The 21,994-nt window shown below is 71.0% G+C and carries 22 protein-coding genes; 19 read left to right on the top strand and 3 right to left on the bottom strand.

Annotated features, from left to right (window positions below; translation table 11 throughout):
- Positions 1 to 243 precede the first annotated feature (243 nt).
- From JYJ93_RS30525 to JYJ93_RS30490, 8 genes are all read left to right on the top strand, one after another.
- Positions 244 to 825 carry a sigma-70 family RNA polymerase sigma factor gene (locus JYJ93_RS30525; RefSeq protein WP_120564062.1) on the top strand — a complete coding sequence of 194 codons (582 nt, stop codon included), beginning with the start codon at positions 244 to 246 and terminating at the stop codon, positions 823 to 825.
- On the top strand, positions 822 to 1,295 hold the full coding sequence (locus JYJ93_RS30520; RefSeq protein WP_206798085.1) for a zf-HC2 domain-containing protein: 474 nt from the start codon (positions 822 to 824) through the stop codon (positions 1,293 to 1,295). Before JYJ93_RS30525 ends, JYJ93_RS30520 begins: the two co-directional genes overlap by 4 nt.
- A 149-nt stretch (positions 1,296 to 1,444) precedes the next feature.
- Positions 1,445 to 2,293: a zf-HC2 domain-containing protein gene (locus JYJ93_RS30515; protein WP_206798084.1), complete on the top strand. Its 849-nt coding sequence runs from the start codon at positions 1,445 to 1,447 to the stop codon at positions 2,291 to 2,293.
- Between the two features lie 104 nt (positions 2,294 to 2,397).
- Positions 2,398 to 2,616 (top strand): hypothetical protein, encoded by a 219-nt coding sequence (locus JYJ93_RS30510; RefSeq protein WP_206798083.1) that lies wholly within the window; start codon positions 2,398 to 2,400, stop codon positions 2,614 to 2,616.
- A gap of 287 nt (positions 2,617 to 2,903) precedes the next feature.
- On the top strand, positions 2,904 to 4,250 hold the full coding sequence (locus JYJ93_RS30505; RefSeq protein ID WP_206798082.1) for a M24 family metallopeptidase: 1,347 nt from the start codon (positions 2,904 to 2,906) through the stop codon (positions 4,248 to 4,250).
- Between the two features lie 22 nt (positions 4,251 to 4,272).
- Positions 4,273 to 5,100 (top strand): hypothetical protein, encoded by an 828-nt coding sequence (locus tag JYJ93_RS30500; RefSeq protein WP_206798081.1) that lies wholly within the window; start codon positions 4,273 to 4,275, stop codon positions 5,098 to 5,100.
- 11 nt (positions 5,101 to 5,111) lie between these two features.
- Positions 5,112 to 6,131 (top strand): CARDB domain-containing protein, encoded by a 1,020-nt coding sequence (locus JYJ93_RS30495; protein ID WP_206798080.1) that lies wholly within the window; start codon positions 5,112 to 5,114, stop codon positions 6,129 to 6,131.
- Between the two features lie 2 nt (positions 6,132 to 6,133).
- Positions 6,134 to 6,760, top strand: a complete 627-nt coding sequence (locus JYJ93_RS30490) for a hypothetical protein (RefSeq protein ID WP_206798079.1) — start codon at positions 6,134 to 6,136, stop codon at positions 6,758 to 6,760.
- Positions 6,761 to 6,810: 50 nt separating this feature from the next.
- On the opposite strand, the gene rtcR is transcribed toward JYJ93_RS30490, so the two are convergent.
- Entirely contained in the window at positions 6,811 to 8,439 is a 1,629-nt protein-coding gene (gene rtcR, locus JYJ93_RS30485; protein ID WP_206798078.1) for an RNA repair transcriptional activator RtcR, read from the bottom strand.
- Positions 8,440 to 8,586: 147 nt separating this feature from the next.
- On the opposite strand from rtcR, the gene JYJ93_RS30480 reads away from it, so the two are divergent.
- From JYJ93_RS30480 to JYJ93_RS30465, 4 genes are all read left to right on the top strand, one after another.
- Positions 8,587 to 9,813 carry an RtcB family protein gene (locus JYJ93_RS30480; RefSeq protein ID WP_206798077.1) on the top strand — a complete coding sequence of 409 codons (1,227 nt, stop codon included), beginning with the start codon at positions 8,587 to 8,589 and terminating at the stop codon, positions 9,811 to 9,813.
- Positions 9,814 to 9,998: 185 nt separating this feature from the next.
- On the top strand, positions 9,999 to 11,015 hold the full coding sequence (rtcA, locus tag JYJ93_RS30475) for an RNA 3'-terminal phosphate cyclase (protein WP_206798076.1): 1,017 nt from the start codon (positions 9,999 to 10,001) through the stop codon (positions 11,013 to 11,015).
- Between the two features lie 137 nt (positions 11,016 to 11,152).
- Positions 11,153 to 12,010 carry a DNA-formamidopyrimidine glycosylase family protein gene (locus JYJ93_RS30470; protein WP_206798075.1) on the top strand — a complete coding sequence of 286 codons (858 nt, stop codon included), beginning with the start codon at positions 11,153 to 11,155 and terminating at the stop codon, positions 12,008 to 12,010.
- A 6-nt stretch (positions 12,011 to 12,016) separates the two neighbouring features.
- Complete coding sequence (locus JYJ93_RS30465) at positions 12,017 to 12,274, top strand: hypothetical protein (protein ID WP_199746896.1); 258 nt, start codon at positions 12,017 to 12,019, stop codon at positions 12,272 to 12,274.
- A gap of 7 nt (positions 12,275 to 12,281) precedes the next feature.
- On the opposite strand, the gene JYJ93_RS30460 is transcribed toward JYJ93_RS30465, so the two are convergent.
- Positions 12,282 to 12,941, bottom strand: coding sequence for a hypothetical protein (locus tag JYJ93_RS30460; RefSeq protein ID WP_206798074.1), 660 nt, complete (start codon positions 12,939 to 12,941; stop codon positions 12,282 to 12,284).
- A 106-nt stretch (positions 12,942 to 13,047) separates the two neighbouring features.
- Here JYJ93_RS30460 and JYJ93_RS30455 point away from each other — a divergent pair, with 106 nt between their 5' ends.
- The 5 genes from JYJ93_RS30455 to JYJ93_RS30435 all read left to right on the top strand — a co-directional run bounded on the left by JYJ93_RS30455 (position 13,048) and on the right by JYJ93_RS30435 (position 18,026).
- Positions 13,048 to 14,187 (top strand): DNA-binding response regulator, encoded by a 1,140-nt coding sequence (locus JYJ93_RS30455; protein WP_206798073.1) that lies wholly within the window; start codon positions 13,048 to 13,050, stop codon positions 14,185 to 14,187.
- A gap of 87 nt (positions 14,188 to 14,274) precedes the next feature.
- A complete protein-coding gene (locus tag JYJ93_RS30450; protein ID WP_206798072.1) occupies positions 14,275 to 15,024 on the top strand; it encodes a YebC/PmpR family DNA-binding transcriptional regulator in 750 nt (249 codons plus the stop codon).
- A gap of 37 nt (positions 15,025 to 15,061) precedes the next feature.
- Entirely contained in the window at positions 15,062 to 15,643 is a 582-nt protein-coding gene (ruvC, locus tag JYJ93_RS30445) for a crossover junction endodeoxyribonuclease RuvC (protein WP_206798071.1), read from the top strand.
- Positions 15,640 to 16,254: a Holliday junction branch migration protein RuvA gene (gene ruvA / locus JYJ93_RS30440; RefSeq protein ID WP_206798070.1), complete on the top strand. Its 615-nt coding sequence runs from the start codon at positions 15,640 to 15,642 to the stop codon at positions 16,252 to 16,254. The genes ruvC and ruvA overlap by 4 nt, the downstream gene beginning before the upstream one ends.
- A gap of 287 nt (positions 16,255 to 16,541) precedes the next feature.
- Complete coding sequence (locus tag JYJ93_RS30435) at positions 16,542 to 18,026, top strand: ELWxxDGT repeat protein (RefSeq protein WP_206798069.1); 1,485 nt, start codon at positions 16,542 to 16,544, stop codon at positions 18,024 to 18,026.
- 15 nt (positions 18,027 to 18,041) lie between these two features.
- Here JYJ93_RS30435 and JYJ93_RS30430 read toward each other — a convergent pair whose 3' ends face one another.
- Positions 18,042 to 19,127, bottom strand: coding sequence for a hypothetical protein (locus tag JYJ93_RS30430; RefSeq protein ID WP_206798068.1), 1,086 nt, complete (start codon positions 19,125 to 19,127; stop codon positions 18,042 to 18,044).
- A gap of 119 nt (positions 19,128 to 19,246) precedes the next feature.
- On the opposite strand from JYJ93_RS30430, the gene ruvB reads away from it, so the two are divergent.
- Positions 19,247 to 20,284 (top strand): Holliday junction branch migration DNA helicase RuvB, encoded by a 1,038-nt coding sequence (gene ruvB / locus JYJ93_RS30425; RefSeq protein WP_014395312.1) that lies wholly within the window; start codon positions 19,247 to 19,249, stop codon positions 20,282 to 20,284.
- A gap of 18 nt (positions 20,285 to 20,302) precedes the next feature.
- Positions 20,303 to 21,784 carry a hypothetical protein gene (locus tag JYJ93_RS30420; RefSeq protein ID WP_206798067.1) on the top strand — a complete coding sequence of 494 codons (1,482 nt, stop codon included), beginning with the start codon at positions 20,303 to 20,305 and terminating at the stop codon, positions 21,782 to 21,784.
- Positions 21,785 to 21,994 lie beyond the last annotated feature (210 nt).

Below are 21,994 nucleotides of genomic sequence, written 5' to 3'. Positions count from 1 at the left end.
GCCCCCTTTTTCACGCTGGGTCCGGTTCGCGCCACCCCGGAGCAGCTCTCACCCATGGAGAGACATTGGGCCGGGGAGTCCCTGGATGTCTGTCTATTCCATGCAAGGAATTGGCGTCTGCTTGAAGTGTTGCAGCCGTACTGGTTTGCGTGATGCGTAAAGAAGCGCGACAGCGTTTGTCGCATCCATGAGAAAAAAAGAATCCGGCCCTCGGCGTTCTCTGGAGGGAAGGGAGGCGGTCGCATGGTGCCAGGGAGGGAGGAGCCGCCAGTCCGGGAAGGCTCTGGAGGGGAGTTCGCCGCGTTCGCGATCCGCCATCAGCCGGTGCTGGTCGCCATCGCGCGCAATGTCTGCGGCAAGAGTGCCAGTGATTGCGACGACCTGGTGCAGGACGTGCTCTTGCGCGCGCTCCTGCAATGGGAGCGGCTCAAGCGCTGGCCGGAGCCCGCACGCCGCGCGTGGCTGGTGCGCGTGCTGCACAACCGGTTCCTGGACCAGTGCCGCCGCCAGGGCGCGGAGACGGACCGCCGGGTGGACCTGCACAACGTCCACATGCTCTTCGAGGACCCGGAGGACGCGCCGGAGCCCGAGCAGTGGGAGTGCGTCACGGAGGACGAGCTGCGCCAGGCCGTGGCGCGGCTCAACGAGAAGCTGCGCCAGGCATTCGAACTTCACGCGCGGGGCCTGCGCCACGCGGAGATCGCCCGGCGGATGAACACCCCCAGCGCGGGAACGGTGGGCACGTGGCTCTTCCACGCCCGCCGCCGCCTCAAGGCCATGCTCCACGACACCGCGGAACGCCGCCGCCAGGAGAGGGAACGATGAGCACCGCGTGTGAGTGTGAGGACCTCCAGCCCTTCCTGGACGGCAGCCTGTCCGCCGAGGACCAGCGCCGCGTCCGGGGCCACCTGTCCACCTGCGACGTCTGCGCCCGCCGCTTCCACGACCTGCTGCAACTGGAGATGCTCGCGAGGCTCGCGCTGGAGGACGCCGCGGAGAGCGAGCGCTGGGTGTCCGCACGCCAGGCCCGCGACACGGTGCCCGGGTCCGACTGGAACGACGTGCCGGAGAACTGGCCCGGGGACGTGCTCGCCGCGCCCCCGGCTCCGGAGCGCGAGGGCCGGGCGTGGCACCAGGGCGCCCGCCGCTTCCGCCGCCGCTGCCCGGGGTGCGCCAACTGCTGCCCCTGGTTCGCGAAGCCGGAGGCGGTGGAGGCCGTCAGCGCGCCGCGCCTCCCGTGCCCGCGCACCAGCCGCGCCGGTGCGACGCTGCTGCGCCCCCGCACGCGCCGCTGAGCGCACGGGCTCCGGCCGCCTGCTCCTCCCTGGAGGGCAGGCGGGGGCGCCAGCGGCGAACGCTGGCAGCGGAATCCACCAAGGATTGGTCCCGCTCGCGTTTCGCAAGAGACGGGAGGCTGCCGCTCGACTCCGGGCCCTGACGCGTGATGGATCTCTGGTGCAAGAAGCTCTACCGGTTCCTGGATGGGGAGCTGGAATCGGAGGACGAGGAGCACTTCCGGCTCCATCTGGCCCTCTGCCGTGCGTGCGCCAGCGGGCTGCATGATGCCATGCAACTGGAGATGCTCAGCGTCCAGGCGCTGTGTGGCGCGGTGGCGCACAACGACGCGCCACCTCCCCCCGCCCCCGTCCGCGCGCCGTTCCGTTTCGCCCTGCCGCGAGGCCGGTGGTGGCGGCACGCGCTGGGGGCGGTGCTGGCCATGGGGCTGGGCGCGCTCACTGCGTTCATGACCGGGGACGGCTTCCGGCCGGGGGACGCGTGGCGGGCGGATGCGTCCGCGCGGGAGCTGGAGGCGCGCATCGCGTACCCGGCCGCGGACCGCTACCTGCCCTACGTCCCCGTCCGGACGGGGGCGGGGGGCGCGGCGCTCGCGAGCGAACCGCCGGTGCCCCTGCGGACCCTGGCGGCGCTGGAGGAGCGGGGGGACCTGCACGGCATCGCGGCGGCCTACCTCGTGCGTGGCGAACTGCGTCAGGCATCGGACTTCCTGGCGCGCAGCGCCCCCTCGCTGGACCGGGACAGCGACCGGGCCGTGGTGGCGATGGCCGCCGGGGAGTGGCGGCGCGCCCTGGACCTGCTCGAGGGCGTGCTGCGTCAGGCGCCGGACCATCCCCAGGCCCTGTGGAACCGGGCGCTGGTGCTCCGGGCCATGGGGCTCCCGCTCCAGGCGGCGGAGGCCTTCGAGGCCGTGGCCCGCCGGGGGGAGCCGGGGTGGAGCGAGGAGGCCGGAATCCGGGCCCAGGCCCTCCGGCAGGGGGGCTCCTTCTTGAAATGATTAGGCGCGACCCAAGGATTCTGGCGGTCGGCGTCTATTTATCGAGGCGCGGCGTGGCGGCGGCGACGAGGGGGACGGAAAGGCACCGCACCCGGGGGGACGTGATGTACCGCATCGATGCGTGGAGCCAGGGGGACGGCGCGCTGTGGGCGCCCGGTTCCAACGGGGGCGCGGGCATGCGGCCGGAGGACGAGGCCCGGGAGACGAAGGGGTACCGGGCCGACGAGCAGGAGGGGGACGGGGAAGAGGACTCCCGGCACGAAGGCGGGGAATCGCTCCTCGATTTCGAAGACAGCGACCTGGATTGGGTCGCCAGCTACTGAAGTAACGGCGCGCGCGGTTGGATGTCCGCGCTCCACGCGGCCTTCGGGGGAGGGCCGCCGCTTCCAGTGGATTCGCGGGCCGTGAGGCTCCGCGAATCCCAGGTGTCCCGGACCGGGGGGGACGGGATCCGGAAGCGTGAGGGAGCGAGGACTTCCGAGCGGGTGAGCAGGTGGGAATGCGCCCCAGGCCCTCCGTTCCCGGAACCCATGGGTTCCGGGAGCGGGGGGCTTCGGTTTTTCGGGCGAGCTAGGCTGCTCCACCTTCTTCCCGACCTGGAGTTCCCGACATGAAGCGTTGGCCCGCAGTCCTGCCCGCCCTGAGCCTGGGCTGTCTGGTGGCATGTGCCACCGTTCCCGCGAGCGCCCCCACCGCCCTCAAGACTCCACCGGTGCCGCCGCCGTCCCAGGAGCGGGCCCTGCGTGAGACCTGGCTGAAGGAGCGGCACGGGCTGCTCCTGGACATGATGCGCCGGCACGGCGTGGCCATGTGGGTCGTGGTCAACGAGGAGTTCCACGATGATCCGCTGACGGCCTGGGTCGCGCCGCCCATGCCGTACGCGGGCAACCGTGACGTGTTCGTCTTCGTGGACGCGGGCGACGCGGGGCTCCAGAAGGTCGCGTTGACGGGCTACGCCACGGAGGCGGTGTCGCGCTTCTTCGAGTCCCCCTCGGTGGAGCGCAAGCAGGCGGAGGCGCTCGCGGACCTGGACGCGCGCTACCACCCGCGCACCATCGCGCTGGCCATGGACGGGCGGCGGGGCGTGACGCGCAGCCTGACCCACGACACCTACAAGTGGCTGGTGGAGGCGCTGGGCCCGTCCGCGGAAGCGCGCTTCGTGAGCGCGGCGCCGCTCATCGAGGAGTACCTGGACACGCGGCTGCCCGGCGAGTTCACGCCCTACCGCGACCTGGTGGTGCTGACGGAGTCGCTGGTGAAGCGGGCGCTCTCCAACGAGGTGGTGGTGCCCGGCAAGACGACGGTGGGGGACGTGCGCCGCTGGCTCTACGACGCGCTGTTCGAGGCGCGCGTGGGCACGTGGTTCCAGCCGGACCTGCGCGTGCAGCGGCAGGGCATGAAGGACGGCTTCTCCCGAGGCTTCCTGGCGGTGGCGGACGAGGCGGTGGTCATCCAGCGCGGCGACCTCGTGCACGTGGACTTCGGCGTGTCGGCGCTGGGGTTGAGCACGGACTGGCAGAAGATGGCGTACGTGCTGAAGGAGGGGGAGACGGACGCGCCGGAGGGGCTGAAGCGCGCGCTGGAGAACACGCGGACGCTGCAGGACGCGCTGATGCTGCGGGCGTCGCGGCCGGGGCGCTCGTCCGCGGACGTCTACGACGCGACGATGGCGGAGATGAAGGAGCGCGGCATCGAGGCCAAGGTGTACAGCCATCCCCTGGGCGCGCAGGGCCATGCGCTGGGCGCATCCATCGACTTCCGCGCGGCGTCGCGCTCGGAGGCGCCCCGGCTGTTGCGCAAGGGCTCGTACCTCGCCGTCGAGCTCAACACCGTCACGCCCGTGCCAGAGTGGGACGGGCAGAAGGTGGCGGTGATGCAGGAAGATCCGGCGTACCTGACGGACGAAGGCTGGCGGTTCTTCGTGCCGCGCCAGGACGCCTTCTATCTCATCCACTGACGACACGAAGGGAGCGGACGTGATGCGCGTGGGCAGACCCTGGACGACGTTCGGAAGAGGAGCGTGCGCACTGCTCCTCCTGGGAGTGACGGGATGCACTGCCGCCAGTGGGGACGAGGCCCCCGCGCGGCAGGAGCGCCCCCTGGCTTCGGAAGCGTCGCTCCGGCCGCCGCGCGCGGTGGACAGCCTGCTCAGCCTGTTCGACCAGACGGCCTCCGTGGTGGAGGGTGAAGTCACGGACGTGCGCGGTGAGTATTCGCCGCGCACGGGCCCGTGGACGGTGGTGACGCTGGGCAATGTCCGGGCACACCTGGGCGCGGCGCCGCGGGAGCTGCGCCTCAAGCAGGCTGGAGGCGAGCTGCCGGATGGACGCCAACTTGTCGTGAGCCATGTGCCCCGCTTCGTCCGGGGCGCGCGCTACGTGGTGTTCCTGCGCAACACCGGGTGGAGCCTGTCGCCGGTGCTGGACGAGCACGCCTTCCGTGTGGAGTCGGTGGCGGGCCGCGAGGTGCTCGTGGGCGTCGAGGGCGGGCTCGTGGCGGGCCTGGGCTCGGCGGGGGTGCGGCAGACGGCGCCGGTGTTCGAGACGGTGGACCTGCGGGGCGCCCGTCCGGCGCCGCGCGCGGAGGCCCGGAGCGCTCCGGAGGGGATGGAGCGCGAGGCGTTCCTCTCGCTGCTCCAGAACCACCTGCGCGCGCGTGGACTCACCGTGACGGGGGCGTTCCGCGAGGAGCCCGTCACCACCGCGTCGTCGCTGTCCGTGCCGGTGACGCCCGCCGTGGCGCCGTCGGCCGTGCCGGATGCCGTTCCCCTCCAGCCCGAGCGGGACATCCCGCCCGGCCAGCCGTGATGAGGTCCGCCATGAAGACAACGACATTCGTGGGCGTCGTCGCCGCGCTGGTGCTGGGGGGCATGGAGGCGGGCGCCGCCGCCTGGGACACGTGCAACGGGACGCCGGTGAAGTGGTACAGCGGACCGGTCGTGTACCGGAACCGGTGCAGCATCCCGGACTCCGGCAACGTCAACTCGGCGTACTGGAACGGCTTGAGGCAGTGGGACGACCTGTCTCACATCGTCAGTGGCTTCAACGTGAACCCGGCGACGGACTGCTCGCTGGATCACAGCGACGGGCAGAACGAGATTGGCCTGTGTGACCGGACGGCCATCGACGGGAACAACGGCGTGACGTACTCCGTCGTGGGCCTGTGCTTCATCGGAAGCAACGGCATCGACGAGGCGGACATCTGCATCGCCAGCGACCTGGACTTCACGCCGCGCACCGGTGAGGCGTTCGGCACGTCGGGCCGGAGCACGTTCGTGCACGAGGCGGGGCACTTCTTCGGCTTCAAGCACGAGGGCGGGCACAGCATCCTGCGCACCTCGCCGCCGCACCTGGTGACGGGCGGCTACGAGTCCTCCACGCTGTGGCCCACGAACGCGCAGGGCATGAACACGCTGTACGGTTACTCGGTGACGAAGCCGAACCTGCTGCCGTCCGCCATGGGCGTGGTGGGGGACGTGGCGCAGACGTTGGATCCGGCCGGCACGAAGACGGTGTGCCGGGGCACGGCGCAGAGCGTGAAGTTCTACGTGGGCAACATGGGCAACGCGGCCGCGACGTCCTACGCGATGCGCGTGCGCCTGAGCCCGACCGCGCCGCCGAATGGCTACTACGAGTCCACCAACGTGGTGGCCACGTTCAACCACTCGCTGGGGGCGTTCTCGGAGGGCATCTACTCGCTGGGCTTCACGGTGCCGACGACGCTGCCGTTCACCACGTACTACGTCTACCTGGACATGGATCCGGCGGGCACGGTGGACGAGCTGAAGGAGAACGACAACACCACCGTCAGCGCCATGGTCCTGCGGGTGGGGTGCTGAGCATGCGGCACGGGGCCCTGATGGCGGCGCTGCTCGTGAGCGCTTGCGCGAAGCCGAAGGAGGAGCGGGCGGCGTCGCGTGACGCGCTCACGGCGGAGCGGCCCCAGCCACGGGGCGCGGCCACCGTGCGCACGGATCAGGGCACCTACTCGGCTCCGTCCGTGCGGTTCAGCGCCGACTTCCTGGGGGAGCCGCCCGTGCCCCTGATGCAGGTCGCGCTGAGCGCGCAATCGGACGACGGTGGCACCTGGCGCTTCCGCATGGCGGTGGATGAGAAGTTCGTGACGTCGAAGCGCGCCACCGCTCGGATCAGCCCTGAGTCAGCACTGGGCCCGGGCCTCGCGGTGGTGGACCAGCAGGTGGCCGGGGGGCCCGCGATGATGATGGACGAGGGCACCCTGGAGCTGACCGTCACCGGGAAGCAGGCGAAGGGTGAGGTCCGGATGAAGGACGGGAGCGTGCGCGCGACCTTCGAGGGGCCACTGACCGTCGAGTGCACTGTGCCGCCCGCATGGCTGGGTGGAGCGAACGCGCCCGTCCCGTCGTCTCCCGATGAAGGGACGGTCCGCGTGCCCGATGAGGCCCTGGTCACGAAGCAATGCCGGTCGGTAGCGGATGCCTTCCGCTGAGCACAGACCTCCCTGTGAGCCCATCATCCACCTGGGCTCACGGGGCGACGTCACTCCGCGTCGCGACCGCTCACATCCGCCCAGGCCAGCCCGAAGCGCGCCAGGTACTTCCGGAGCCGGTCCGCGTCGTTGATGCTCTTCTTCTGCGCCCGTGACTGCGCGAACAGCGTCCGGCCTGCGTCCGACAACGAGCGCGCGGAGCGGCACACCGTCACCACATCCGCGAGCTGCACGCGGTCGAACCGGTCCAGCTCCGCCGCGCGCGTGGCACCCATCACCTCCACCAGCACGTCTTCTCCCGCTGACATCGCCGCGCTCGCGGGCCGCCACTGCGCGCGCAGGCGGTCCATCTCCTCGTCCACCACGTCGCGCGTCATCCGCCCACCGGCCGCCAGCGTGGACATGCGCAGCACCGCCGCGTTGAGGTCGCGGAAGTTGCCGCTCCACCGGCCCTCAGGAGATGTGGCGAAGCGCAGGAAGTGCTCCTGCGCCTCCTTGCTCATCGTCACCCGCGTCCCCAGCGTCTGTGAGGCCTGATCCAATTCGTATTGCAGGTTGGGCGCGATGTCCTCTGGACGCTCGCGCAGCGCGGGCAGCCGGAAGGTCCACAGGTTGATGCGCGCGAGCAGGTCCTCACGAAACCGCCCCCGCTCCACGTCCAGTTGGAGGTCGCGGTTCGTCCCCGCGATGAGCTGGAAGTCGCTCTCCGCCTCCTTGTCCGCGCCCACCGGCAGGAACCGCTTGTCCTCCAGCGCGCGCAGCAACATGGCCTGCTCGTCCGCGCCCAGCTCTCCAATCTCGTCCAGGAACAGCACGCCGCCGTTCGCCTGCCGCATCAGTCCGGGCCGGTCTCCCACCGCGCCCGTGAACGCGCCCTTCACGTGGCCGAAGAGCGTGGACATGGCGCCGTCACCGCGCAGCGTGGCGCAGTTCAGGTCCACGAACGGCCCCGTCACCTGGTTGCGCGCCTTCTTCAGCGCGTAGATGCGCTTCGCGAGCTGTGACTTGCCCGCGCCCGTGGGGCCCGTCAGCAGCAGCGGTGCTCGGGACTGCACCGCCACCTGCTCGATGCGCTCGATGATCCGGTTGAACGCGGCGTTGCGCGTGTCGATGCCGGACTTGAGGAACGACAGGCCTTCGCGCTGCTGTTGCCGGAAGCGCGCCGCCAGCGTGTCGTAGTTCGACAGGTCCAGGTCGATGATGGCGTGCGTGCCCACCGCCCCGTGTTCCTTTCCCTTGCCCGGAGACGTCTGCACCAGCCGGCCTGGAATCAGCCGGCTCTCCACCAGGAGGAACATGCAGATCTGCGCGATGTGCGTGCCCGTGGTGATGTGCACCAGGTAGTCCTCTTCCTCCGGATGGAAGGGCTGCGCGCGCACGTGGTCCAGCAGCGCGCCGTACACCTCCTCCAGGTTCCATGGATCCCGGATGGGCAGTGACGTGAGCCGCACCTCCGTCTCCGGAGACACCTGCGCGATGTCGTCCCGGATGACCGCCGCCAGCGACGTCCCGTGGGGCGGGTGCAAGAGCTCCAGCCGGTGCACCACCAGGTCCTCCTGCTGGCACAGCGACACCGTGGGCCGCCACCGCGCCCAGCGCTGTGCCCCCATCCCCGTGTCCAGCGTCGTCCCCAGCATCCCGATGACGACCGTCCGCCGCGCCTTCGCCTTTTGAGCCATCAGGATAGGTATTTATCCCATGGGATACGGATTGCCAGCCCATCCCTGGGAATCCCCTCGGAGAGGGCGTTGGCACGCCGGCTGCTCTAGCTCCCCCACGTGACCGGGACACAGAGCCCGCGTCGAACGACCGAAAGGCGCAGAGCCATGAACGCGAACTACGAGGTGATGTCGGACGAAGCGGGCCGCCCCATCAAGACGTGGACGGTGGGGGTGCCGTTCGAGGACGAGGCGAAGAAGCAGCTTCGCAACCTCCGCGGCCTGCCCTTCATCCACAAGTGGGTCGCCGTGATGCCGGACGTGCACCGCGGTTACGGCGCGACGGTCGGGAGCGTGGTGCCCACGGTGGGCGCGGTGGTGCCGGCGGCGGTGGGCGTGGACATCGGATGCGGGATGATCGCCGTGCGCACGACGCTGCGCGCGGATCAGCTGCCGGACTCGCTGCGCGGGGTCCGCTCGGCCATCGAGGCGGCCGTGCCGCACGGCCGTACGGACAACGGCGGCCGGAATGACCGTGGCGCGTGGAAGGACTCGCCCGCCACGCATACCTCCGCGTGGGCCCGCCTGGCGGAAGGGTACGCCCGCATCGTCGCGAAGCACCCTCGCATCGGCCGTGGGCCGGAGCTGGCGCACCTGGGAACGCTCGGGACGGGAAACCACTTCATCGAGCTGTGCGTCGATGAGTCGGATGGCGTGTGGCTGATGCTGCACTCGGGGTCGCGCGGCGTGGGGAACCGCATCGGAAGCCACTTCATCGAGCTGGCGAAGCAGGACATGGAGCGCTTCTTCATCCACCTGCCGGACGCGGACCTGGCGTACCTGCCGGAGGGAACGGAGCACTTTGAAGACTACGTCTTCGCGGTGAGCTGGGCGCAGGACTTCGCGGCGATGAACCGCGAGCTCATGCTGCACTCGGCGGTGGAGGCCCTGAAGGCGAGCGGTGAGCTGCCTGCGTTCGAGCTGTCCGAGTCCGCGGTGAACTGCCACCACAACTACATCTCGCGCGAGCACCACTTCGGAAAGAACTGCTTCGTGACCCGCAAGGGCGCGGTGCGGGCGCGCGAGGGCGACATGGGAATCATCCCCGGCAGCATGGGGGCCCGTTCCTACATCGTCCGCGGGAAGGGAAACGCGGATGCCTTCCACTCGTGCAGCCACGGCGCGGGCCGGGTGATGTCGCGCGAAGCGGCGAAGAAGCGCTTCACGCTGGAGGACCACGCGAAGGCGACCGCGGGCGTGGAGTGCCGCAAGGACGTGGACGTGATTGACGAGACGCCGGCCGCGTACAAGCCCATTGACGCCGTGATGGCCGCGCAGGCGGACCTGGTGGAGGTCGTCCACACGCTGAAGCAGGTGGTGTGCGTGAAGGGATAGCCGAAGCAGTCCCACCCGCTGCCCCGCGGAGGTGCTCATGCCGGGATGAAGACACCGAGGCGCCCGTTCCCCCGAAGAGGTCCGCGCAAGCGGCCGTTAAGGTGGGGGAGCGGGCGCCGCTATTTTTTGTAATCAGGGATGGGATGCTGCGTCCGTCCGCGAGCGCGCAAAGGAGCACCACGCACATGGTTCGCATCGATGGTTCACAGGGGGAGGGGGGCGGCCAGGTGCTGCGCACCGCGCTGGCGCTGTCGCTGGTGACGGGCACGCCGTTCGAGATGGTCAACGTGCGCGCGGGCCGCGCCAAGCCGGGCCTCTTGCGTCAGCACCTCACCGCGCTCAAGGCCGCGGAGACGGTGGGCGCCGCGGAGGTGACGGGCGCGGAGCTGGGCTCCAGGCAGCTGTCCTTCCATCCGCGCGCGTTGTCCGCGGGCAACTACCACTTCGCGGTGGGCTCGGCGGGCAGCGCGACGCTGGTGCTGCAGACGGTGCTGCCCGCGCTCCTGCACGCGGAAGGGGCCTCCACGCTGATGCTGGAGGGCGGGACGCACAACCCGGCGGCGCCGCCGTTCGACTTCCTGGAGAAGGTGTACCTGCCGCTGCTCCGCCGCATGGGCCCGCGCGTGGACGTGACGCTGGAGCGGCCCGGCTTCTATCCGGCCGGAGGAGGCCGCTTCCGCGTGGACATCCATCCCGCGAAGCTCCAGCCGCTCCAGTTGCTGGAGCGCGGACGGGTGCTGCGCACGGAGGTCGTGGCCCAGGTGGCGGCCATCCCCTTCGACGTGGCGAAGCGCGAGCTGGACACCGTGGCCGCCGCGCTGAAGCTGCGGCCGGATCAGCAGCGCCCGGAAGAGCTCAAGCGCTCCTACGGCCCAGGCAACGTGCTGCGCGTCGAGGTGGAGAGCGAGCACGTGACGGAGGTCTTCACCGGCTTCGGCGAGCGCGGCAAGCGCGCGGAGGTCGTGGCCGAGGAGGTCGCCGCGAAGGTGAAGCGCTACCTGGACGCGGGCGTGCCCGTGGGCGAGCACCTGTGTGATCAGCTCCTGCTGCTGTGCGCCCTGGCGAAGGGCGGCCACTTCCGCACGGTGGCGCTGGACAGCCATTCGCTCACGCAGCGCGAGACGATGGCGCACTTCCTCGACGTGAAGATGGACGTGCGGGAGCTGGAGCGTGACGTGCACGAGGTGACGGTGCGCGGCTGATGCAGGGGCAGGGCAGGGCGGTGCCCCCTTGCCCGGCCGGACGCCCGGCGGTCGGACGAGGCACCCGCTCAGCAGGGCTCAACCCATGGCGTTACCTCGCAGCCTTCCTACGTTGTGACCCGTGGGGGAGGCTGCTCGTGGCGGAAGTCCCTGAAGTCGAAATCATCGTCCGAGACCTGAAGCAGGCCGTCGTGGGCCGGCGCTTCGTGGGCGCGGAGGTGCTGATGCCCGCGGCGGTGCGCTTCGCCTCGCCGCCGGACTTCATCCAGAACCTCACGGGCCGCAAGGTGCTCGCGGCCGAGCGGCGCGCGAAGTTCATGCTGCTCACGCTCGATGACGGGCAGACGCTCGCGCTGCACTTCATGCTCTGGGGTGAGCTGCAACTGCGGCCCGTGGGAAGCGAACGGCCTCCCGCGACGCTCGTCGTGCTCACGCTGGAGGGCAACGAGGAGCTCCAGCTCACGGACACGCTGGGCTACGCGCGCGTGGCGCTGGGGCCCACGGCGCTGCTGGCCTCGCAGCTCAAGCTGGAGGAACTGGGACCGGAGGCGCTGGACGAGGCCTTCACGCCGGAGGTGCTGGCGAAGTTGCTCAGGCGCAGGCGCAGTGCGCTCAAGACGGTGCTCCTCAACCAGCGCGTGCTCGCGGGGCTGGGCAACCGCGACGCGGACGAGAGCATGTGGGTCGCGGGCATCGACCCCCGGCGGCTGGCGTCGTCCCTGTCCCCGTCCGAAATCGTCCGGCTGCACCAGGGCATCCGCGACGTGCTGGAAGAGGGACTGCGGCTGCGCGGCACGCAGCGCGACCTGTTCGGCGTGCAGGGGCAGGCGAAGCACCGGCGCAACATCTTCGGCAAGACAGGGGCGCCCTGTCCCCGCTGCGCCACGCCCGTGTCGCATCTGCGCATCGGCGGCCGCAACACGCACTGGTGCGCGCACTGCCAGCCCGCGGACGGCGCCGTGACAGAGGCCCCGGCGCAGACGTCACTGCTCTGAGCTGGTATGAACGGGAGCGTGTCCGACGTTCCCGCCCCCTCGCCCCTGTCCCTCGATGACGCGCTCGCGCGAGCGAGCGAAGAGCTTCAGTTCCCCAGCTACTACCAGTCCAGCGTGCGCCCGCTGCTGCGCGACCCGGAAGGGCGCTGGCCCCACTGCTGCGGCGGAGGCTGCGAGCCGTGCGCCCAGACGCTCATCCGCGTCGCGATGCGCGCGTTGGAGCTGATGGGCACGCCGCGCCAGAGCCCGCCGCCAGACTTCTAGGAAACTTCTAGAAGAGCCGCGTCCCCAGGCCCACGCGCCCGGTGAGCCCCAGCCGCGTCTGGCCCGCGCCCGCGCGCTCCTGGAACGTCTCCACGCCCACCTGTCCCGCCGCGAGCAGCGACAGGTTGCCGCCCAGGTAGACCTCCACGCCAAGGCCGCCCAGCGCCTGGAAGCGCCGCTGCTTGTCGCCCGTGAGCCCCAGGTCGATGGGCAGGTCCACCAGGCCCAGCACCATCACGGTGTCCGCCACGCGGTAGCCCGCAACCATCCCCGGCAGGATGCGCACCAGCACGCCGGAGAAGTTGTCGTCGTCCATGTACGTGGCGCCGGAGTTGAGCACCAGGCCCACGCCCAGCGTCGGCGCCAGCCCGAACCTGCCGCTGCGCACCACCTCCTTGCGGCCTACGAGCTCCAGCGACGCGCCCAGCTTGAACCAGTCGAAGCGCGCCCGCGCCTCCACCTCCAGCGCACCCAGCCCCTGCCGGAACCCCAGCCCCACCTCCGGCGCGCCCGTGTAGCCATAGAGCGCCGTCGCCCCCGCGGGCAGCATCACCGGCGCCACCACGGAGCCCAGCGGGTCCTCCTGCGAGAAGGAGACTTCGGCGTCCTGGGCGGAGGCGAGCGTGGGCAGGACGAGGAGGGCGAGCAACGGTCCGAGGCGCGTCATGGCGCGCACCCTAGCTTGGCTTGCAGCCTGGCCAAAACCCAACGAATCCAGGGACTTGGAGGCAGGTTGTACATTCGGCCGGGTTCCCTGGAAGAATGGGGAATCCATGGTTGCCTACCTGCACGCCGCACCGCCTCCTGAAACCTCCGCGCCCGCGGGAGGTCGTGATGCACTCGACCTTCCGGGTGGGACTGGGGACTGGGTGCTGCTCGTGGGGGAGACGGCGCGGCCCGCGGTGGCGGAGGCGCTCGCCCGCGAGGGCTTCGAGCCCGTGCTCGTGGACGGGGCCCGCGCGGCGTTGGCGCGGCTGGGCGTGGAGGCGGGCGGGACGCTGCCGGGCGTGGCGCCCACGGATTCGAAGGACGGGCTGCCCCGGCTGGTCATCATCGACGCGGACCTGCCGGACGGCGACGGCTTCAGCCTCTGCGGCGTGCTCCGCGCGGACCCGAAGTGCGCGCACCTGCCGGTGCTGCTGGTGGCGAAGCTCGCGGAGGAGTTCCACCGCGACCTCGCCGCGGGCGTGGGCGCGGACGAGTACCTGGTGGAGCCGGTGGACGCGCGCGACGTGGCGGTGCTCGCGCGGCTCAAGGCGGGACGGCGCGGCGATGAGGACGTCTACGACGCGCACACCTCGACGCTGCCGCTCGTGGCGCTGGTGCGCGCCCTGCTATCCGGCGTGCGCTCGGGGCGGGTGGTGCTGTCGGAGGACTCGGGCACGCTCTTCTTCCGCCATGGCCTGGTGGTGGACGCGGCCTTCCACGGCGAGCGCGGCAGCCTCGCGTTCCGGCGCCTCTTGTGCTTCGGCGCGGGCGCGTACACGGTGACGTTCGGCCCGGAGCTGCAACGCGGCAGCTTCTCCATGGACCGCCCGTTCATCTGCGAGCAGGTGGTGCCCGGCCTGGAGCGCTTCGAACAGCTGCGCGTCAAGGGCCTGCCCCTGGCGGCGCGGCTCACGGTGGACTTCAACCGGCTGGCGCAGGAGCTGCCCTCGCTGCCGGAGGACGTGGAGCAGGTGGTGCGCCTCTTCGACGGGCGGCGCACCGTGCGCGCGATGCTGCTGGAGTGCCGCTTCCCGGAGGCCCTGGCCTACGAGGCGGCGACCCGCCTGTTCATGCTGGGCGTGCTGGTGCCCGCCATCCTGGTGGAGGAGCGCGAGCGCGCCCGGGAGTCCGCGGGGCCGCCCCGCCTCTTCGAGCCCGTCCTGGCCCCCGATTCCGAGCCGGAGCCCGGGCCGGACGCATCGTGAGGGTTTGACTCGGGCGGCCTGCTCGGGGCACAAGGCCGGGAGCGCCACGGGCTGAACGCCCGTCCACCCCACGCCTGAGCCGCCGCCATGTCCGGTCACAACCGATGGTCGAAACTCAAACGCCGCAATGCCGTCCTGGGCGTGGCCAAGGGCAAGCTCTACTCCAAGGCCATCAAGGAGATGACCGTCGCCGCGCGCCTGGGCGGTGGTGACCCGTCCAGCAACGCCCGCCTGCGCGTGGCCGTGGCCCAGGCGCGCGAGTCGAACATCCCGCGCGACACCATCGAGCGCGCCATCAAGAAGGGCACGGGCGAGCTGGCCGGCGAGTCGTACGAAGAGGTGACGTACGAGGGCTACGGCCCCGGCGGCGTCGCGCTCATCATCGAGTGCCTCACCGACAACCGGAACCGCTCCGCCAGCGACGTGCGCAACCTCTTGAGCAACTACGGAGGGAACATGGGCGCGGAGGGCGCCGTGGGCTGGATGTTCCACCGGAAGGGCGTCATCACCGTGAAGCCCGGCCCCACCGAGGACCAGGTGATGGAGCAGGCCCTGGACGCGGGCGCCGAGGACGTCGTGGACCAGGGGCCGGACGGCTTCGAGGTGCGCACCGCCCCGGCGGACCTGCACGCGGTGGGCGCGAAGCTGGAGGCCGCGGGCCTGGCCCTGGGCGAGCAGAAGTGGACCTTCGTGCCGCAGAACACCGTGAAGGTGGAAGGCGACAACGCGAAGCGCCTGTTGAAGCTGATGGATGCGCTCGACGACAACGACGACGTGCAGCACGTGCACGCCAACTTCGAAATCGACGAGTCCCTGATGGAGTCGCTGTCCACGTAGCGCCCCGGCAAGGGGCGCGTGGGAAAGGAACGGGCCGGTGCGGGTACTCGGCGTGGACCCTGGCAGCCGCTTCATGGGCTTCGGGGTGGTGGAGGAGAAGAAGGGCAAGCTCGTGCACCTGGGCCATGGCGTCATCAAGGTGGTGGAGTCCGCGCCCCTCGCTGAACGCCTGAAGGACCTGCACGCCGCCTTGAGCGCCGCGCTCGGGCGCTACCAGCCGGAGGCCGTGGCCGTGGAGGGCCTCTTCACCTTCCGCAACGCCCGCAGCGCCCTGGTGCTGGGCCACGCGCGCGGCGTGGCGCTGCTCGCCGCGGCGCAGGCGGGCCTGCCCGTGCACGAGTACGCCCCCGCCAGCGTGAAGAAGTCCGTGGGCGCCAGCGGCGCGGGCGGCAAGGACGCCGTGGCGCGCATGGTGCGCACGCTGCTCGGCGTGGATGAAGCGACGCTGGAGCGCGCGGATGCCAGCGACGCGCTCGCCGTGGCGCTGTGCCACTTGAACCAGTTCCGCGTGGGCATTCCCCGCGCCAGCGCTCCCGGCAACGGCAAGCGCAAGGGGGCCGCGTCGGTGCTCGCGGACCGCCTGTCGTCCGCCTACCAGCGCCCGGAGACCCGCCGATGATCGCCCGGCTGCGTGGCAACGTGTTGGAGAAGGGTGCGGAAGACGCCGTCGTCGACGTGAACGGCGTGGGCTACCGCGTGAACCTGTCCACCGTGTCGCTGGGCAAGCTGCCCGCGGACGGCCAGCCGGTGGACCTGCGCATCCGCACCGTGGTGCGCGAGGACGCCTTCGAGCTCTTCGGCTTCCTCTCCCCCGCGGAGGAGGAGCTCTTCCAACTGCTCAACACCGTGTCCCGCGTCGGTCCGCGCATGGCCCTGGGCGTGATGTCCGGCATGGAGGTGGGCGAGCTCATCGCGGCGCTGTCGCGCGGTGAGACGAGCCGGCTCGCCAAGATTCACGGCGTGGGCAAGAAGACCGCCGAGCGGCTCGTCCTGGAGCTCAAGGAGAAGGTGCGCAACCTCCACTCGGAGGGCATCGCGAAGGGCACCACCCCGCGCGCGCCCATCACCTCCGGCAACAAGGCGGACCTCGTCTCCGCGCTGCTCAACCTGGGCTACAAGCAGCCCCAGGCGGAGAAGGCCGCGGACGTCGTCATCACGCAGCTGGGCCCAGACGCCTCCTTCCAGGCCCTCTTCCGCGAAGCCCTCAAGTCCCTGCGCTCCAGCCCGTGACTTCCGGACACCGCTTCGCCCCCCGGGGCGAGACGCGGTGCTTCAGGGAGCGGGGAATCCTCGGAAAATACGCGCAAGGCTTTTTCCTGTAGAAAAGCGCGGTCGTTTCGCGGCGAACGAATGCGCTGTTCGCCCATGGTCATCGCGCGATCCACGCCGCTCACGGTCTGACACCCCTGAGCAATCCAGGCCGGCCATGCGCTGGCGAATTCCGCTGAAAATATCAATTTCCAGCGCAGGTGCGGCGGTTCCGGAAGGAGCCGCAGCGCGCCAAGGAGGCGTGTGTCATGGCGGCGTGGCGTGAGGTTCCGGTCGTCGTGATGCTGCTCTCGGGTGTCCTCGGGGTGGGGTGTGGCGGGGGGGAAGGCGAGGACGTATCGGCGGTGCAAGAGGCGCCAGCGGCGATGGAGCAGGCGGTCTACGGGGGCCCGCAGCCGTGTGGCCTGTCGGCGCGGCTCGTCCGGGACGTCCGGCGCGGCGCGGAGGGCTCGGCGCCGGAGACGCTGGTGGAGGTGGGCGGGCAGGTCTTCTACGCCGCGGATGACGGCGTGTCCGGCCGCGAGCTGTGGGTGATGGAGGGGAGCGCCACGGGCGCGCACCAGGTGAAGGACGTGCGGCCCGGGGCCAATGGCAGCACGCCGCGCTTCCTCACGCGGATGGGCGGGCGGCTGTTCTTCGTCGCGGACGACGGCGCGCACGGGCCGGAGCTGTGGCTGTCGGACGGCACCGAGAAGGGCACGGTGCTGGTGGCGGACCTCCGGCTCGGGGCGCAGGGCAGCGCGCCGGACGGGCTGACGGTGGTGGGCAACCGGCTGTACTTCACCGCGGATGACGGCACGCGCGGCCGCGAGCTGTGGAGCACGGACGGCACGGCGAAGGGCACGCAGCTCACGCAGGAGTTCGCGCGCGGGCCGGGCTCGCTGTTCCTGGACGACCTGACGGAGTGGAACGGGAAGCTCGCGCTGGTGGCGTACGGCGACGCGGTGACGCTGTGGGTGGTGGACGGGCGGACCGGCACCTCGCGGGCGCTCTTCCACGCCCCGGAGCAGTCCGTCGTCTTCGCGCTGACGCCCGCGGGGAAGGATCGCCTCTTCTTCCTCGTGGACGTGGGCTTCGGCGAGGCGGACCTCTGGGTGACGCGGGGCCAGCCCCTCCTCACCTTCCCGCTGAGGCACTTCGAGGGGGACTACCCGTCGGAGCTCACGCCGCTGGGCAGCGCCGTGTACTTCATGGCCGGCGCGGAGGGCTTCTTCGGCGAGCCCGGGGACCAGGTCCACGGCGGCGAGCTGTGGAAGAGCGACGGCACGCTCCTGGGCACCCGCCTGGTGAAGGACGTGCGGCCGGGGCCCCAGGGCTCGCTGCCCTCCGGGCTGACGGTGCTGGACGGGCGGCTGTACTTCTCAGCGGATGACGGCGTGCACGGCCGCGAGCTGTGGCGCTCCAACGGCACGGCGCAGGGCACGGTGCTGGTGAAGGACGTGGAGCCAGGTCCCGAAGGCAGCACCCCCATGTCCTTCGCGGTGGTGGACGGGTGGCTCTTCTTCTCCGCGACGACGGCGGGCCGGGGCCGCGAGGGCTGGTACTCCAACGGCGACCCGGGCCGCGTGGACCCGATGCGCGACATCGCGCCCGCGGGGCTGGACGCGAACCCCCGCGGCTTCGTGCGCGCGGGGAGCTCCGTCTTCTTCCTCGCCACGGACCCGGCCCAGGGGGAGGAGCCCTGGGCGCTGCCCTTCCTCCCCGCGGCCCGCTGCGCCCGCCTGGAGCCCTGACGGCTCCGGCTGTGACTACGCCGCGCGACGCATCGCGGGCGTGGGGTGCAGACCGCCCGTGTTGGGCGCGGGCAGCACCACGGTGGGCCCCAGGCCCGGGGCCAGGAGGTGCGCGGTGAGCAGTGAGGACGGGTGGAAGTTCACGAACGACGCGTCATGCGCGGACGGGCCCGCGAAGAGCTTCTCCACCACCATGGACGCGTACTGCTCCAGCGAGTCTTCGCGCGTGTTGCCGTTGAGCACCACCTCCCAGCCCATCTGCTCCGCGAAGCGGCGCACGCCGGGGATGCGCGACAGCAGCGGCGTGTAGCTCTCCGTGCTCACGCCGTTCTCGCTCACCACGAAGACTTCGTTCGCGGTGGCCACCGCCAGGGACATGTTCCCCTGCGTGTGGCCGGGCGTGCTGAGCAGCGCCGCGCCCTGGCCCAGCCACGTGTCGCCGTCCAGGAGCATCACGCGCTCGTCGGGGATGTCCGCGCCGCCGGGCACGAACCACACGTGCTGCATGGGGTGCAGGTGCTTCACCATGGTCCACTCCGCGCGCTGCACCAGCAGCTTCGCCCGGGGGAAGACGGGCGGGCTTCCGTCACCGCCCAGCCAGCCGCGCAGGTCCTGGATGTGCAGGTGGTCGAAGGCCAGGTAGTCCACGTCCGACGGCGTCAGCCCCAGCTGCTCCAGGTAGCCCTGCACCGTGCCGTGGCGGGTGGACATCACCTTGTCGGAGAGGAACGCGCCGTAGCGCTCGCGCAGCGCGCGGTAGAAGGGCGCCGCGTGGCCCCGCTCGTAGTCGGTGGGGTTGAAGAGCAGCGTGCGCCGCTGGCCGGTGCCGGCTTCCGCGAACTGCACCACCTGCATGCGGTTGGTCATCATCACGTAGGGCGCCGGGGACAGCGCCGCCCCGCTGAAGGCGAACAGCGTGGGGTAGGGGAACGTGATGAGGTCACAGGTGGCCACCGCCGCCACCGGGCCTTCCCGGACGAAGGCCTCGCGGGCCTCCTGCGCGGCGCGGCGCAGCTTCTGGATGCGGAGGCCGGGCGAACGCTCGGCGCGGGCCTCGGGCAGGAGGGGCAGGGGACGGAACGGGGCGGAAGCGGAAATCATGACGCGACTCCCTTCGGGCAGGGGGACGTGCCCCCTGGCTGGCCGGTCGGCGTGCCACTCCGAGTCTAGCGCCGCCAGAAGGGCAGCGACACGCGCCCCCTTCGCTGTATAGGGTCGGAATGGCGATGGCGAGGAAGTCCGACGACACCCTCTCGGGAGATGTTCAGCCGGAAGACATCCGGTTGGAGGCCTCCCTGCGCCCGCGCACCTTCGACGAGTACGTGGGGCAGGGGACGGTCGTCGAGAAGCTGAAGGTGTACGTGGCCGCGGCCCGGAGCCGGGGTGACGCGCTGGACCACTGCCTGTTCTCCGGCCCCCCGGGCCTGGGCAAGACGTCGCTCGCGCACATCATCGCGAACGAGCTGGGCGTGGGCATCCACGTCACCAGCGGCCCCGCGCTGGAGAAGAAGGGCGACCTGGCGGGCCTGCTCACCAACCTCAACGAGCGGGACATCCTCTTCATCGACGAAATCCACCGCCTCAACGCCGCCGTGGAGGAGTACCTCTACCCGGCGATGGAGGACTTCCGGCTGGACATCACCATCGACACCGGGCCCGCCGCCCGCGCGATGAAGATCGACCTGCCGCCCTTCACGCTGGTGGGCGCCACCACGCGCACGGGCCTGCTCACGTCCCCGCTGCGCGACCGCTTCCAGATCCAGGATCGCCTGGAGTACTACGAGCCGAAGTTCCTGGAGCAGATCCTCGACCGCTCCGCGCGCATCCTCGGCGTGCCCATGGACCGCGCCGCCAGCCGCGAGGTCTCCACCCGCTCGCGCGGCACGCCCCGCATCGCGAACCGCCTCTTGCGCCGCCTGCGCGACTTCGCCCAGGTGGAGGGCAACGGCCGCATCACCTACGACCTGGCGCATGACTCGCTGAGCCGCCTGGGCGTGGACGCGAGTGGCCTGGACGCGATGGACCGCAAGATCCTCCTCACCATCCTGGAGAAGTTCGGCGGCGGCCCGGTGGGCGTGGAGACCATCGCCGCGAGCGTGGGCGAACAGCGCGACACCATCGAGGACGTCTACGAGCCCTTCCTCATGCAGGAGGGCTTCCTCATGCGCACGCCCCGGGGCCGCACCGCCACGCTGCGCACCTACCAGTACTTCAAGAAGACGCCGCCCCCCAGCTCCCCACAAGGGGCGCTCTTCTAACCCGCACCCCTTCCCGCCATGAGCCAAGCCCCCGCCGCCGTGCCCACGGTCCTCCCCAGTCCCCGCGACTACTACGGCGACCTGATGCGCGCCTCGCAGGCCACGCGCGCGGGCTTCCTCGCGGAGCGCGAGCGCTGGCTGCGCGGCGTGCCGGTGGAGGGCCGCGAGGAGCTGCTCTTCGAGTTCGAGATGTGGCTGCGCGCGGTGGAGCGCTACCTGAACCTCCACAACGCCGTGGTGGACGCCCGCGCCCGGCCGCTCGTCACGCGCGACTTCCACGAGGAGCTGGTGGACGTGCGCGACGCTATGGAGCGCGCCGTGCGCGTCGCCCGGCACCTGCAGGACCCGGACAGCGACCCGAAGATGGTCTTCCGCAAGTACGTGGAGACCCAGCTCGCGGACGACCGCGTGCGCCGGCTGCTCATCGAAGAGGAACTGGACCAGGAGACCCCGCCGGAGAGCCTCTTCGTCGTACGCGAGGCGTTCGACGCGCTGAAGAACCTGCTCGACAACCTGCTCCAGCTGCCGCTCATCGGCCTGTCGCTGTTCCAGGACGTGGGCAAGCTGACGCTGCGGGAGATCGTCCTCAACCGCTACTTCCGCCCCTTCCGCCCGCTGGAGTTCCGCGTCGAGTACGACCGGCTGCGCTCCGTGCGCCTGCTGGATGTGCTGGGCTCGCTGCCCCAGGACACGCGGCCCCTCTTCACCACCGCGTTCCTGGGCCTGTTTCGCGTGCTGCACTACCTGACGCACGTGGATCCGGAGTCGCAGCCGCCCGTGCCGCGCCGCGTGCGCGTGCTCCTGGCCCTGGTGCGCGGCGAGGTCTCCGCCGTGGCCAGTTACCTGCACACGGAGCTGTCCCCCAAGGCCGGCCCCAAGCACCTGCAGGCCGCCACGCTGCGCGCCGCGCGCGACCTGGCCCGGGAGACGGACCGCATCTCCCGCGAGGTGCTGGTGGACCTGGACCGCGACCCCGCCGCGCCCCTGCGCGCCGCGGAGGCCTTCACCACGCTGTTGCGCCAGCAGATCGTCGCGCTGGTGGACGCGCTGGCCCCCAACGGCGCGCTGGGAGAGGAGGCCTTCGCCCACCTCACCAGCGCCCAGGACGCCGCGCTGCGCCTGCGCAAGGACCTGTGGGTCTACGCCCAGCTGTGCCGCGCCGCCGAAAGCCACCTGCGCGCGGAGGACGTGACCGCCGCAGAGCGCGTGCTGGAGGCCCTCAAGTCGTTCCTCGACTACTTCCACGACGGCGGCTACCAGCTCCTGCGCTACGCGGACTACGACGCCTTCGACCGCTTCACCTCGCTGCTGGTGGAGCTGCCCTGGCCCCCGGAAGGCCCCGGCATCCGCAGCCGCCTGGCGGAGGACCTCCGGCGGTTCTCACAGACACTGGAGACCACCTTCCACGCCGTCAGCCGCCGCTCGCTCCTCCAGGGCCGCGGCTTCGACCGGCCGGACGCGGAAGCCCTGCGCGACCGCTTCCTGCCGCCTGCCCGCTGACCCACCCTCCCAGTCACGATTCCCGTCAAGCCCCGGACTCCCGGTATGTCCGGGATGTGCGTTTGCTTCCGGGCACTCGCCTGCGATAGAGACGCGCCCCTGTCACGTGGGTGACACGCACTCCCGGTTGGTTTGAAACCATTCGGGTGCCCCGGAGTTCGAAGGATGAATTCCGGACATCGCTGTCACGGTGGGAGGAGCAGTGGTGGG

The organism is Corallococcus sp. NCSPR001, from assembly GCF_017309135.1.
Lineage (GTDB): Bacteria > Myxococcota > Myxococcia > Myxococcales > Myxococcaceae > Corallococcus.
The sequence above is the reverse complement of the archived record's forward strand: the minus strand, read 5'-3'. Positions and strand labels throughout refer to the sequence as shown.

Bases quoted from the DNA above. Each gene is read 5' to 3' on its own strand.
- JYJ93_RS30500 (WP_206798081.1), top strand. From the start codon at position 4,273: ATGCGCGTGGGCAGACCCTGGACGACGTTCGGAAGAGGAGCGTGCGCA.
- JYJ93_RS30525 (WP_120564062.1), top strand. From the start codon at position 244: ATGGTGCCAGGGAGGGAGGAGCCGCCAGTCCGGGAAGGCTCTGGAGGG.
- JYJ93_RS30465 (WP_199746896.1), top strand. From the start codon at position 12,017: ATGAACGGGAGCGTGTCCGACGTTCCCGCCCCCTCGCCCCTGTCCCTC.
- rtcR (WP_206798078.1), bottom strand. From the start codon at position 8,439: ATGGCTCAAAAGGCGAAGGCGCGGCGGACGGTCGTCATCGGGATGCTG.
- JYJ93_RS30520 (WP_206798085.1), top strand. From the start codon at position 822: ATGAGCACCGCGTGTGAGTGTGAGGACCTCCAGCCCTTCCTGGACGGC.
- JYJ93_RS30435 (WP_206798069.1), top strand. From the start codon at position 16,542: ATGGCGGCGTGGCGTGAGGTTCCGGTCGTCGTGATGCTGCTCTCGGGT.
- JYJ93_RS30495 (WP_206798080.1), top strand. From the start codon at position 5,112: ATGAAGACAACGACATTCGTGGGCGTCGTCGCCGCGCTGGTGCTGGGG.
- JYJ93_RS30450 (WP_206798072.1), top strand. From the start codon at position 14,275: ATGTCCGGTCACAACCGATGGTCGAAACTCAAACGCCGCAATGCCGTC.
- JYJ93_RS30460 (WP_206798074.1), bottom strand. From the start codon at position 12,941: ATGACGCGCCTCGGACCGTTGCTCGCCCTCCTCGTCCTGCCCACGCTC.
- JYJ93_RS30430 (WP_206798068.1), bottom strand. From the start codon at position 19,127: ATGATTTCCGCTTCCGCCCCGTTCCGTCCCCTGCCCCTCCTGCCCGAG.
- JYJ93_RS30455 (WP_206798073.1), top strand. From the start codon at position 13,048: ATGGTTGCCTACCTGCACGCCGCACCGCCTCCTGAAACCTCCGCGCCC.
- JYJ93_RS30515 (WP_206798084.1), top strand. From the start codon at position 1,445: ATGGATCTCTGGTGCAAGAAGCTCTACCGGTTCCTGGATGGGGAGCTG.
- JYJ93_RS30480 (WP_206798077.1), top strand. From the start codon at position 8,587: ATGAACGCGAACTACGAGGTGATGTCGGACGAAGCGGGCCGCCCCATC.
- JYJ93_RS30490 (WP_206798079.1), top strand. From the start codon at position 6,134: ATGCGGCACGGGGCCCTGATGGCGGCGCTGCTCGTGAGCGCTTGCGCG.
- JYJ93_RS30505 (WP_206798082.1), top strand. From the start codon at position 2,904: ATGAAGCGTTGGCCCGCAGTCCTGCCCGCCCTGAGCCTGGGCTGTCTG.
- ruvA (WP_206798070.1), top strand. From the start codon at position 15,640: ATGATCGCCCGGCTGCGTGGCAACGTGTTGGAGAAGGGTGCGGAAGAC.
- ruvB (WP_014395312.1), top strand. From the start codon at position 19,247: ATGGCGATGGCGAGGAAGTCCGACGACACCCTCTCGGGAGATGTTCAG.
- JYJ93_RS30420 (WP_206798067.1), top strand. From the start codon at position 20,303: ATGAGCCAAGCCCCCGCCGCCGTGCCCACGGTCCTCCCCAGTCCCCGC.
- rtcA (WP_206798076.1), top strand. From the start codon at position 9,999: ATGGTTCGCATCGATGGTTCACAGGGGGAGGGGGGCGGCCAGGTGCTG.
- JYJ93_RS30510 (WP_206798083.1), top strand. From the start codon at position 2,398: ATGTACCGCATCGATGCGTGGAGCCAGGGGGACGGCGCGCTGTGGGCG.